Genomic DNA, 11,822 nt, shown 5'->3' with positions numbered 1-11,822 from the left:
GAGGTCGCTCGGCGAGGGGCGTCATCACTCCTTCAGCTGTCGGTGGGCAATACAGACGAACTCGTAGAACACCGGCATGCGCTCCGCCGCGGTGTTCAGAAGCTGGCGCGTCTGTCCCTGATACTCACGATCGCCGCAGTGTTCCAAAGCGAAAAGGCGCGGCAGGATGCGGATCTCATCCCTTGAGAGATAAGCCCTTAGCTTTTGGTAGTCGCGGTTGCTGGCGTGGGCCAGGGCCCCGGCCATCGCCGCCGCGTAGGGTAGTGGAAAGGTTCGGCTGTAGATGTGGCGTAACCGCTTCAGGTCGCCGTGTGTGTTTTCGCCCTCATCCTCGCGCAGCTGGAACTCTGGGGTGATGCGGATATCCCGGACCAGGGCTGTGCGTTGTTGCGGTACCAGTTCAACCGAGGCCGAAGTCTGTGGTTCCTGCGATGGGCTCTGCGCCGAGTCCCCTGTGTAGACGACGGAGACCACATCGTGACCCCGTCCGCGGCGCAGCCTGTACCGGAAATAGCGCTGGAAGGTGTCAACGGGTGTGGCCATGGCCTGAACCCTCCTTGTTCAACGGAATCAGTCTCTCCCTCGGCAAGGGATGGCTGAGGAAGTGCACCGGACTGGCCGTCAGCCCGTAGGCCCCCGACTGGAAGACGGCGATCAGATCCCCCGGTTCGGCGGTGGGGAGTTCCACCTGCTCGGCGAGGCGGTCCAGGGGGGTGCACAGTGGGCCAACTACGGTAGCGGTCTCTTGGGCTGGTGCGTCCATCCGGTTGGCCACCGCCACTGGGAAGTTGCGTCGCACGACCTGGCCGAGGTTGCCGGAGGCTGCCAGGTGGTGGTGCATGCCCCCGTCGGTAACCAGATAGACCTGTCCGCGCGAGATCTTGCGGTCGATCACCCGGGTGATATAGACGCCGGCCTCACCCACCAGGTAACGGCCCAGCTCCAGGGCGATCCGGGCTCCCCGAAGGCTCTCCGCGCGCTGGGCCAGGCAGATATCCAGCGCCCGGGCGTAGGCGGGCAGGTCCACCGGCTGATCGCCGGGGAAGTAGGGGATGCCGAGTCCGGCCCCCAGGGTGACTTGTCGGACCGGTTCGGGCGCCTGCGCGGCCAGGTCGCCGAGGAGCCGGAACATCGGATCCAGTGCCTCGATCAGCAGATCGGTGCGCAGATTCTGTGAGCCGGCGAAGAGGTGGAAGCCCTGGAAGGCGACCGGCAGCGCATCCATGCGTTGCAGGAGCTGCGGTGCGCACTCGGCGTCGATCCCAAAGGGCTGCGGGCCGCCGGCCATCCTCATGCCAGAGCGTTTGAGTTCAAAGTTTGGGTTGATGCGCAGGGCGACCCGGGGTCTCGCTTCGGAACGGGTCGCCAGCTCCGCCACCCGCTCCAGTTCGCCGGCGGACTCGATGTGCAGCGTGATCCCGGCCGCAATGGCGGCGGCAAGCTCGTCATCGCGCTTGCCCGGGCCGGCAAAGCTGATCCGGTCCGGGGCAACACCGATGGCAAGCAGCCGCTCCAACTCGCCGGCAGAGGCGATATCGAATCCATCCACGCGGTCGGCAAGGCACTGGAGCAACGCCGGCATGGGGTTCGCCTTGACGGCGTAATGCACGGCCACATCGCCGGGGAGGGCGCCCCGGAGTTCGGCCAGCCGCGTCTGCAGCATGGCTTCGTCGTACAGATACACCGGTGTCCCGCCGGCCTCGGCTACCAGCTCAGGGACCGGTCTGCCGCTCAGGCTCAGGCAACCGTCGCGCACCGTGAAGGTCCGCATGCAGGGCAGTTCTTCAAGGCGCTGCATGGTCGCGGGCCTCGGTATCGAGTAGATGGTGGCGCAGGGCGGTACGGTCGATCTTGCCGTTGGCGGTTCGCGGGAGGCCGTGCCCCTGGATCCGGAAGGTTTCCGGGACCATGAAGGAGGGCAGGCGCGATCGGCAGGCCTGGCGGATCGTCTCCGCGTCGATGCCTGTCCCGGCGGCGGTGGCGATCACCACCGCGATGCGCTGACCCAGCCGCGGGTCCGGCAGGCCAATGGCAACGCACTCCTGCACCCCTGGTATCTCCAGCACCGCCGCCTCGATCTCCTGGGGGCTGACCCGGTAGCCCGAGGTCTTGATCAGCTCGTCGGTACGTCCGACGAAGTAGAGGAAGCCCTGCTCATCGGCGTAGACCGTGTCGCCGGACCAGACAGCGTATTCCGTGGACGGTAGCGCAGCCGGCCGGTTGGGAGCGGGCCGGAAGCGCTCTGCGGTGGCCTCGGGGGCGTTCCAATACCCCAGTGCCACCTGCGGGCCACGGTGGATGAGCTCACCGTGCTCGTACGGGGCGCAAGCACTGCCGTCGGGCCGAACCACCTGGACCTCGGCATTGGGAATGGCTCGGCCGATGGAATCCGGGCGGGCGTCGAGCTCCTCGGGGGGCAGGTAGGTGGAGCGGAATGCCTCGGTCAGTCCATACATCAGGTAGAGCTTCGCCTCCGGGAGCTGGCGGCGCAGTGCCTCCAGCGTCGGGCGAGGCAGGGCCCCACCGGAGTTGGTGACATAGCGCAAGTGGGTGTGCGCGGCCGCCGGCCAAGGCAGTGCGGCCAGGTCGAACCACATGGGTGGGACGCCTGCGAGCCCGGTGATGCCGTGCTCCGCTACCTTTTGGGGGACTTCCCGCGGCAAAAGGTAGTCGTGAAGAACGACTTCAGCGCCTACCATGAAAGCGGTGGTCAGCTGGCTGAAGCCGTAGTCGAAGCTCAGCGGCAGGGCCGCCAGGATGCGATCTTCGGCGTCGTTCTCCAGGTAGGCGACGACACTCGCGGCCCCGGCGGTCAGGTTGCGGTGCGAGAGGGCCACGCCCTTGGGTAGACCGGTACTGCCGGAGGTGTAGAGCAGCATCGCCGCATCGTGCTCGATACGCCGGGGACGTGGTTCGGGGGCGCGCCGCGGCCGCTGATCCCAGCGATGGCCCGCAATGCCTCGAGGCAGAGCGTCCGGCGCCGGTGCATCCTCCACCCACCAGACGTGCCCAAGGGTCGGGCAGTGTGGCAATTCGGCCTGGAGGGGCTGGCAGCGAGCCGCGGAGGTGATCAGAAAGCGCGCGCCAGCATCGCGCAGGATATGGCCGACCTGCGCGGGTTTGAGGACCGGGTTGATGGGTACTGCGATGCCGCCGGCAGCCGCCGCCGCGAAGAGGCTGACCACCGCTTCCGGCCGCTTTTCCAAGTAGACTGCCACCCGATCGTCCGGTTCAAGGCCTTGATCAAGCAGCGCGGCGGCGGTGCGCTCGACCTCCTCGGCGAGTTGCTCGTAGCGAAGGAGCGCCGCCGGGTTGCCCGCCTGGCGCAACGCGATCCGGCCGGCTTGCTCGTGGGCCGGGGCGAGGAGCAGGTCGTGGAGTCGTTCCGCCATATCCCTGACAGGTGCATCCGTGAGCGTGCGACGTACCAACGAGTGTACAGGTCCCGGCAGGTTTTGCTGGAGGTCAACGGTGGGATGGGGGGCATGGATGCCCCAGGTGGGTGGTCTGCTGCTCGCCCTGCTGACCCTCACGCTGGCGCTCCATTGGCCCCAGGGCGGGGCCTGGCTGGCGGTGGGGTTGGTCGCCTACGCGGTTGCCCTGACTCGCTACCCCCTGGCCTGGCTCTGGGTCTTGCCGTCTGCGGTGGCCCTGCTCGACGGGATGCCGTGGACCGGGTGGCTCCACTTCGGGGAGGTGGAGCTGCTGCTGATGATGACGTTCGCGGTGGCACTCGTGCGCTGGCCGGCGCTTCAGCATTCGGATCGTTCGCCGGGGTTGCCCGCCCTGCTGCCAGCGCCGCTGCGCTTCTCGTTTTACGGGCTATTCGCTTCAACGGCGCTCGGCGTTGGGGTGGCCGTCTGGTGGTGGCTGACCCAGGCACCGGGGCCCTGGGTGGACTACGCCGCGCCCTGGAACACCGGCCGCACCGCTTCCGGCGTAGTGCTGGCGTTCGGCGCCTTGTTGCTGGTGCGCTACGCCCCGGATCCGCCCCGCGAGCAGTTCCTGTGCGGGCTGGTGCCGGGGATGGCGCTGGGGTGTCTCGCTGCGGTGGCCGCAGTGGTTCGCGAGCGGGCTGTCTACCCCGGACTCTGGGACACCGAGAGCGGCTTCCGGGTGGCCGGCTGGTTCACCGACATGCACGTCGGTGGGCCCAGCCTGGCGGCATTCCTCGCCCTGACGATCCCCTTCGCGCTGGTCTGGGCCTGGACCCGGCGCCGCTGGGCGCTGCTCTGGACGCTGACGGTCAGCCTGCTGGTCAGCTACGCCACCGTGGTGACGTTTACGCGCTCGGCGTGGTTGGCCGTCGCCGTGGCGTTGTTGGTCCTGGCGCTCTTCGGCGGGCCCTTGTTGACCCGTGCCGGGGGGCGGAGCCGCCGGACAAGCATCCTGTTGGCGTGGATCCCGATTCCCGTGGCGATCGGGATCGCCCTGGCGATGCTCGACGGCTTCGCCAGCGACCGCTGGTCCACCACGACCCGTGACGCGGAGGGGCGCTGGGATCGCTGGGCGACGATCCTGGCGATTTCCGCGGAGACAGCCCGGACGCCGTGGATGGGGCACGGCGTGGGGACCTTCCCGGCGGCCTACCGCACCGCAGCGCAGGTAGACGATCCCGTTGGACAGTACGGTTTCTTGGGGCAGGGCGAGACCGCGATGCTCTGGATGGGCAAGGATCCGACCGGGCGCCTCGCCCAGCGGCTGCCCGCCGCCGACCGACCGGAGTGGGTGGAGGTTGTGCTCCGGGTGCAGGGGCCGCCGGGTGCCCGGCTGCGTGCGGCCCTCTGTGAGGAGTCCCTGGTCTACCCGGTCGAGTGCGTGGAGGGGTTGATCCAGTTTGATGGGCTCGGCGACGGGGGCGGCGCGCAGTGGCGTGAGACAGCACTCCGGTTGGAACCGCCCGCCGGGCGCGGGATGCCTGGGCTAGAGCGCTCGCTGGTCTTCTCGCTAAGTCGCGAGGATGGCTTGCCGGGGCCACTGCTCATGGACGAGATCCGCATTCACCGGGGCGACGGCCCTCAGCTGCTCAAAAACGGGACGTTTGCGGCGGCAGGGCGACACTGGTTCTATACCACGAGCAACTACGACGCCTGGCGCACCGAGAACCAGCTGCTGGAGCTCTACTTCGACCAGGGGGTCGCGGGGGCGGTGCTATGGCTGGTGCTCGTCGCCACCGGACTGTGGGCCCTCGCACCGTACGCCCGCCCGCCGACGCTGGCGGCGCTGGCGGCTGGCGCGGGGATCACCGGGGCGCTGGCAGTGGCGATGTTCGCGACCATCTTCTTCAATCCCCATATCGCGCTGCTTTTCTACCTGGTGCTCTTGCTGGGAGTGGCAGCGGGTCATGCCGGTCCAGGCAGCGGGCGGCTCGACGAGCCGGATCACGAGACAGGGAGGCGCGGTGACCGATCCTGATTTTGCGCGGCGCTGGCAGCGGCGGTTCATGCAGCGCGGCGCCACCTTGGAGGATGATGCCGGGATCGCGGGGTGGACGCCCACCGGGCTGGATGCCCGCTTCCGCCAGTTTCGCCAAATCTGGGAGCAGGTGGATGCCCCGGCGGGCCGGTGGCTGGACCTAGGCTGCGGTGCCGGCACCTACACGCGCTATCTGCGGGCAGGCGGGCGTGAGGTGGTCGGCCTGGATTACTCGCCACCTTCCCTGCACAAGGCGCAGCAGCGCAGCGAGTCGGAGATTCCCTGGGTGGCCGGAGATGCCCAGCGGCTGCCTTTTGGCGATGATCTCTTCGACGGCGTGCTGTGCCTCGGGGTCCTCCAGGCGCTGCCGGGGCCGCGCCCCGCGCTGGCGGAGATGGCCCGGGTGGTGCGCCCCGGCGGCGAAATCTGGGTGGACGCCCTCAACGCCGGGTGTTTGCCCACGGTCCTCGCCGAGTGGCGCCGCAGGCGGGCCGGCCGTTCCCCGCACCTGCGCTATGACGACTATACTGCCGTCGTTGAGGACTTCGAGACGATGGGCGTGGAGGTCCGGGAGGTTGCCTGGTTGCTGTTATTGCCCGGGCGGATAGCCCGACTGCAGCCTTGGGTGGAGCAGAGCGTGGTGCGCGGTGCACTGCGGATCGTGCCGGCACTGGAACGGCGTCTCTGCCACTCCTTCCTCATCCGGGCCCGAGTCGGTTGAGGCTGGTGGGGCGGCCCCGGTTGTGGGACCGATACCGTCAGGAGGTTTTACATCGGGCGGTTCGGGGAGAGGGAAGCGACCTCGAAGGACGCGTCAACACCCTGACGGAACAGAGGGCTGAGTCGTCCCGCCGCTCATCGGTACGAATCTTGCCAGTAGAGTGGAATCGGTGGACAGGAAGCCGAACAACCCAAGCAGCGCGACCTCTGAGGGAGCCCGCGATGACGGAGCACGAGCGCAACCAAGCCCCAGGACCGCACCACGACGCCAACGGGCCGGACCACGCAGCCCCAAGCCGGGGCATGTCGCGCCGGCGCTTCGGACAAGCGGCGCTGGGCAGTGTGCCTGTGCTGATGACCCTGTACTCGAATCCGCTTCGGGCGAGTAGCGGTACGCCGGGGAACTGCCATCCATCAGGTTGGGTGTCGGGGAATACGTCCCAGCACGGAGAAGCCGAAGATTGCGGCGGAGAGAGCCCAGGCCATTGGGGAAACCATTCGCCTCAGGGGCAGGGAGGAGGCGCCGGCGCTGCTAAAAGCGTTGATTTCAATCGGGCCTTCGGTTTTGCCGATTCGGAGTTCACCAACTCAGAAGGCGAAAGTCTTGATCTGAATTACGCCACTTCCGGGCGGGGTAAAGACATCGTCGAGAGGAACTTTGTCGAGGTCACCGATAAAGAGCGTAAGGTGATCCGATTCGGTTCAGCTGCGTATATGAGCAGGATCGATAACAAGTACACCTCGGACAGGCCCACGAGAGAAGAAATCATCGATATGGTGAAAGCCGTGCTGGATGGCGACTATTACCAGATCCCGAGCACAGGCGATGAACTGACCATCGATGGGGTGATTGCCTTTCTCAAGAACACGCAAAGCGGAAAACAGGGATTCAACAAAGACTCCGGCCTAGTGAACTTTTAGTGGGCCCAATGGGGCGCACCGGGTATCGTACGATTTTGAGATCGTATTACGGGGCAGTGCGGGAAAAGGATTTCGAGATCCGAGTCGTCGGCGCCTACGGGCTCGTCTACTGTGTCGGGATGGGCAATACCTACGTCGTCTCCCGCGATGCGGTTCGCATCCTTCGGTACCTGGGGCGCGGGGGGCCGCTCTGCTGGTCGCAGCTGTCTGGGGTGCTTGAGGATGAGCAGGAGGCGTGGGTGGCCGAGCGGCTGTCGCTGGCTCTGGACTCGCTTCTGGAGGCTGGGCTGATTCACGAGACCCGGGATGACGTCGGTAGCTGAGCTGGGTTACGCCCACCTTGCGGAGCGCCTCGCCGCCGGGCGCCTGGTCATTGAAACCGGCCCTTTGCGCGCCCTCCTCAAAAGTCGACTGAGTAGCGTCGCCGAAGGTCTTTGGAACCTTTACGCTTATCACCGGGTGGTTGAGCCTGAGGACGGCGCCGACTTCGTGTGCGAGGTCCGGCGGCCTCTCGGGGTTCGGCGTTTCTATCGGCCACAAGCGCTCTTCTACGCTGATCGGAAGAATATCTTCAAGCCGCTCCCTGGCAATCAGGCGTTTCCGATGCTTGAGTGGGGGTTAAACTGGTGCGTGGGAATGCAGGTCAAACACTTCCTGCTTTTCCACGCCGCCTGCCTGGAGAAGAATGGCCGGGCCGTTATCATGCCGGCGCCACCGGAGTCGGGGAAGAGCACCCTCTGTGCGGCGCTGGCCTGCAGCGGCTGGCGGTTGCTCAGCGATGAGGCCACGCTGGTTGATCTCGCGAGTGGCGAGGCGCGGGTCTTTGGCCTGAGTCGGCCGGTGAGTTTGAAGAACGCCTCCGTCGATGTGATTCGGGCCTTCGCTCCGGATGCTGTTCTGAGTGAGCGCTGCCACGATACCTTGAAAGGGTCGGTAGCTCATATGCGCCCACCGCGAGATAGTGTACAGCGGGCGAACGAGCCGGCGACACCCGCATGGGTGGTCTTCCCCCGTTATCAACCGCGCGGTCCGGCGGTGCTGAGCGAGCGTCCCGAGGGGGAGACCTTCATGGGGTTGGCGCGGAACTCCTTTAACTATGCTGCCCTTGGGGCCCGCGCGTTCCACCGCACCGTGGACATCGTCGAGCAGGCGCAAGGCTACGATTTCCGCTACAGCCGACTGGAAGAGGCGATCCCCATCTTTGAAGACCTGGCAGCCGGATCCCACCCAAGCTCTGTGTGACGGCCTGGCGCGGCCGGTGTCGTTGTTGGAGCGCTCGGGACGGGAGTGGACCGAGATGCTGGCCGTGGGCCGAGAGAATCTGCTGCTCGGGGCCCTCTGGCATCGCGCCGTAGAGGCGGGCGTGGCCGAGCGTCTGCCGGAGTGGGCGGCTGGCCACCTATGGGGGGCGGCGCTGACCGCCGAGACCAACGCCGCCGCCCTGCGCTGGGAGCTTGAGCAACTCGACGGCGGGCTGATCCGTAACCTCACGCCGCCTCTGGTGCTCAAGGGCGGTGCTTACGTCCTGGCGGGGTTGCCGAACGCTGCCGGCCGCATCGCGGCGGACATCGATCTGCTTTTCGGCCGTGACGAGGTCGAGCGGGCGGAGGCGGTGCTCTTCTACGAGGGCTGGTTTGGTACACACCATTCGGCCTATGACCAGCGCTACTACCGGCAATGGATGCATGAGCTGCCGCCGCTGCAGCACGTCAAGCGTGGTACCGCGCTTGACCTGCACCACAACATCCTGCCCGCCACCTTCGCCGTGGCGGTGGATCCGGAACGACTCCTGTCCGCGGCTCGCCCCATCGAGGGCATGGACCGGCTCCAGCTGCCGGCCCCCCGGCACCTGGTTTTGCACGCCATCGTCCACCTTTTCTCGGAGACCGATTGGGACCGGGGGCTGAGGGACCTTTACGACATCCACGCCCTGATCGAGCATTTTCGGGCGCAGCACGGGCCGGTGTTCTGGGAGGAGTTGCTGGATGAGGCAGAGGCGCTCCGAGTGGCCTGGCTGGTGGAGCCGGCGATCCGCTGCTGTCAGAGCCGCTTCGGGACCGCGATTCCGGAGAGCGTGGAGCGACGGCTTCGCGACCATGTGGCGAGCCCACCGGCACGCTGGCTCAGTCGCCGGATGTTCCATCATGCTTTGAACGGTCGGGTCTCTGCGACCCCTTGGATCGATTTATTGGCGCGGGCGTTTGTTTTCCTCCGCGGCCACTGGCTCAAGATGCCGCCGCTTCTCCTGGCACGGCATCTGTTTTACAAGGCCTTTCTGGCCCCGCGGGGCGATGATTCGGAAAATCACCCTGCGGCGGCCAACCCACAACAGCATGGATGAGGTCAGCGATGGCGGATGGCGTGAGCGGCGCAAGCGGCAGGGACGGGGGAGAGTCGGGGGAGGTATCGCGGGCGGATCGGCGTCATGCGGTGATCCTCGCCGGTGGGTCTGGGACGCGCCTGTGGCCGCTCTCCCGGCGGAACATGCCCAAACAGCTGTTGGCCCTTACCGGGGAGGCGACCCTGCTCCAGGAGACCGCTGGGCGGCTTCTGCCTGCCGTGGCAGCGGAGCGGGTGACTACGGTGACCCATGCCGATCACCGCTTCGAGGTCAAAGGGCAGCTGCATGAGGTGGCCGCACCGCTGGCCGAGCGGGTGCTGGCCGAGCCGGCGGCCCGCAACACTCTCCCGGCCATCGCCTGGGCGGTGGCTGGCATCGCCCGGCAGACGCCGGATGCCCTAGTCGGGGTTTTCCCCTCGGACCACCGCATCGGCCAGCCGGAGGCGCTACGGGCGGCCTGGGAACTGGCGGAGCAGGCGGCGGATGCCGGCCATCTGGTGCTCTTTGGTGTTCGCCCTACGGCGCCGGCAACAGGGTTCGGTTACATTCAGGCCGGCGAGGCGTTGGGCGCTGGTGTCGAAAGGGTCCAGAGCTTCGTCGAAAAACCCGGCGTTGAGACTGCGCAGGGTTTCCTGGATCGGGGCGGCTACTACTGGAACAGCGGCATGTTTGTCTTCCGGGCCGATCGTTTCCTGGATCTGCTGCGGGCACACCAACCAGTGATCGCCGAAGCGGTCCAGGGCTGGGCGGAGGGCGATGCTCTGCCCGATACAACCGCTTATGGCCAGTTGCCCGAGACCTCCATTGACCATGGGCTGGTCGAGCAGGCGGAGACGGTTGCCGTGGTGCCCGTGGACCTGGGGTGGAGCGACCTGGGCAGCTGGGAGGCTCTCTACCAGGAGCGGGCCAAGGACGAACGTGGCAATGTCTGTCACGGGCCGGTGCTGCCGGTCGAAAGCCGTGACAGTCTCCTCTGGAGTGCCGACGGCGGTCTGCTCGCCGCCTACGGGGTGGAGAACCTGGCGCTGGTGCAGACCCGGGACGCGACGCTGGTCTGTCCCCGCGAGCGACTCGCCGACCTCAAGCCGCTGGTGGCCCAGGTCGCTGCCGAACGGCCCGAGTTGGCTGACTACCATGTCACCGTGGCGCGACCGTGGGGCAGCTATACGACCCTGGAGAGCGGCCACCGTTATAAGCTCAAGCGGATCGTGGTTAAACCCGGCTGTAAGCTCTCCTTGCAGATGCACCATCACCGTTCGGAACACTGGGTGGTTATCGCTGGGACCGCGCGCGTGGTCAACGGCGACGAGGAGATCTACCTGGAGGAAAACCAGTCCACCTATGTCCCTGCGACCCGCCCTCACCGGCTCGAGAATCCGGGCCGCATCCCGTTGCAGATCATTGAGATCCAGACCGGCCCCTATCTGGAGGAAGACGACCTAGTCCGCTTTGAGGATCTGTACGGGCGGGTAGAGGACCAGTTCAGCAACGAGAGATGCCGTAGCGTTTCCCACACCAACCCTTCTCAGTCATCTGTCTAGCTGACCTGGGTGGCGTCATTACTGGCGCCGACTACACTCACCGTTAGTGCCCGGTCAGGAGAACCTGACCGGCTTCGCTTTGGATATTTGGGCTGTCCTCGGAAGGGTTTCTGGGGTAGGGGGGGGGGCGTGGCAGGTGAGATATTTTGGCTTCACATTAAAAAGTCGGCGGGAACGTCGCTGCGGCAGGCATTAGGGGGGCTCTATACCTGTACGGAGCGATTCAAGATGCCGTCTTGCTTTATACAGCGCCCCTGTGAGGAATGGAATGATATACTGAACACCTATACAACCCCGCTAGGTCCCTATCAGTTCCGGCGCAGCGAGTTTGCGCGTCTCTACCTCTACCCGGAAACATGGGACCATATGTTTCGAATCGCCTTCTCCAGAAACCCCTACGACCGTGTGGTGTCAATGTATCACCACTTGATCTGGCCCAAGGGAATGACGGCCAGGGGCAGGGTGATGGCAAACCTTCGCCTGCTCTCCAGGGATCCGCGGTGTTTGGTGTCGAGGAAAAAGTGTTTCGATGTCTTTCTTGATATGCTTGAGAAGCAGGAATCGTGTCGTGAGCGATCGATCTTCGAGCCTTACGGTCTCCTCTTTTCGACACACACAAATCCGATGGTAAATGATGTTCAAGGGGGCAATGGCGTTCTCAATATACCGAATATCTACCGCATGGAGAACATGGAAAAAGGGGTGTCCGCATGTTACGAAGCGGCGGGCGCCTCTGCGTACCCGCCTACGGAAATACCGCATGCGAACAAGTCCAATAAGAAGTCCGGCTTTTCATTAACGAAGCAGCAAAAGAGAAAAGTCGAGCGCCTGTATGGTGATGACTTCGATATCTACGAGAATGCACATTAGTCTTTTGGTCGCTT

At 65.7% G+C, this 11,822-nt stretch carries 11 protein-coding genes; 8 read left to right on the top strand and 3 right to left on the bottom strand.

What is annotated here, in order from left to right; translation table 11 throughout:
• Nucleotides 1–24 precede the first annotated feature (24 nt).
• The 3 genes from LRG10_RS00130 to LRG10_RS00120 are packed head-to-tail and all read right to left on the bottom strand — an operon-like array spanning nt 25 to nt 3,392.
• Entirely contained in the window at nt 25–543 is a 519-nt protein-coding gene (locus tag LRG10_RS00130; protein WP_238634341.1) for a hypothetical protein, read from the bottom strand.
• Nucleotides 527–1,798 carry a pyridoxal-dependent decarboxylase, exosortase A system-associated gene (locus LRG10_RS00125; RefSeq protein ID WP_238634339.1) on the bottom strand — a complete coding sequence of 424 codons (1,272 nt, stop codon included), beginning with the start codon at nt 1,796–1,798 and terminating at the stop codon, nt 527–529. The genes LRG10_RS00130 and LRG10_RS00125 overlap by 17 nt, the downstream gene beginning before the upstream one ends.
• A complete protein-coding gene (locus tag LRG10_RS00120) occupies nt 1,785–3,392 on the bottom strand; it encodes an acyl-CoA ligase (AMP-forming), exosortase A system-associated (protein WP_238634338.1) in 1,608 nt (535 codons plus the stop codon). Before LRG10_RS00120 ends, LRG10_RS00125 begins: the two co-directional genes overlap by 14 nt.
• Nucleotides 3,393–3,489: 97 nt before the next feature.
• On the opposite strand from LRG10_RS00120, the gene LRG10_RS00115 reads away from it, so the two are divergent.
• From LRG10_RS00115 to LRG10_RS00080, 8 genes are all read left to right on the top strand, one after another.
• Entirely contained in the window at nt 3,490–5,415 is a 1,926-nt protein-coding gene (locus LRG10_RS00115) for a hypothetical protein (RefSeq protein ID WP_238634336.1), read from the top strand.
• Nucleotides 5,402–6,136 (top strand): class I SAM-dependent methyltransferase, encoded by a 735-nt coding sequence (locus tag LRG10_RS00110; RefSeq protein ID WP_238634334.1) that lies wholly within the window; start codon nt 5,402–5,404, stop codon nt 6,134–6,136. The genes LRG10_RS00115 and LRG10_RS00110 overlap by 14 nt, the downstream gene beginning before the upstream one ends.
• A gap of 221 nt (nt 6,137–6,357) precedes the next feature.
• Nucleotides 6,358–7,056 (top strand): hypothetical protein, encoded by a 699-nt coding sequence (locus tag LRG10_RS00105; protein ID WP_238634332.1) that lies wholly within the window; start codon nt 6,358–6,360, stop codon nt 7,054–7,056.
• A gap of 56 nt (nt 7,057–7,112) precedes the next feature.
• Entirely contained in the window at nt 7,113–7,379 is a 267-nt protein-coding gene (locus LRG10_RS00100) for a hypothetical protein (RefSeq protein WP_238634330.1), read from the top strand.
• The gene (locus LRG10_RS00095; protein ID WP_238634329.1) at nt 7,363–8,298 is read left to right on the top strand and encodes an HprK-related kinase A; all 936 of its coding nucleotides are present in this window, start codon (nt 7,363–7,365) and stop codon (nt 8,296–8,298) included. The genes LRG10_RS00100 and LRG10_RS00095 overlap by 17 nt, the downstream gene beginning before the upstream one ends.
• Nucleotides 8,258–9,397 (top strand): nucleotidyltransferase family protein, encoded by a 1,140-nt coding sequence (locus tag LRG10_RS00090; RefSeq protein WP_255771998.1) that lies wholly within the window; start codon nt 8,258–8,260, stop codon nt 9,395–9,397. Before LRG10_RS00095 ends, LRG10_RS00090 begins: the two co-directional genes overlap by 41 nt.
• 8 nt (nt 9,398–9,405) lie before the next feature.
• Nucleotides 9,406–10,938 carry a mannose-1-phosphate guanylyltransferase/mannose-6-phosphate isomerase gene (locus tag LRG10_RS00085; protein WP_255771997.1) on the top strand — a complete coding sequence of 511 codons (1,533 nt, stop codon included), beginning with the start codon at nt 9,406–9,408 and terminating at the stop codon, nt 10,936–10,938.
• A gap of 129 nt (nt 10,939–11,067) precedes the next feature.
• A complete protein-coding gene (locus LRG10_RS00080; RefSeq protein ID WP_238634325.1) occupies nt 11,068–11,808 on the top strand; it encodes a sulfotransferase family 2 domain-containing protein in 741 nt (246 codons plus the stop codon).
• Nucleotides 11,809–11,822: the final 14 nt, after the last annotated feature.

Origin of the sequence: Halorhodospira sp. 9628 (genome assembly GCF_022228075.1) — a bacterium.
Taxonomy (GTDB): domain Bacteria; phylum Pseudomonadota; class Gammaproteobacteria; order Nitrococcales; family Halorhodospiraceae; genus Halorhodospira; species Halorhodospira halophila_A.
Note: the sequence above shows the minus strand (reverse complement) of the source record. Positions and strands in the feature narration are given on the sequence as shown.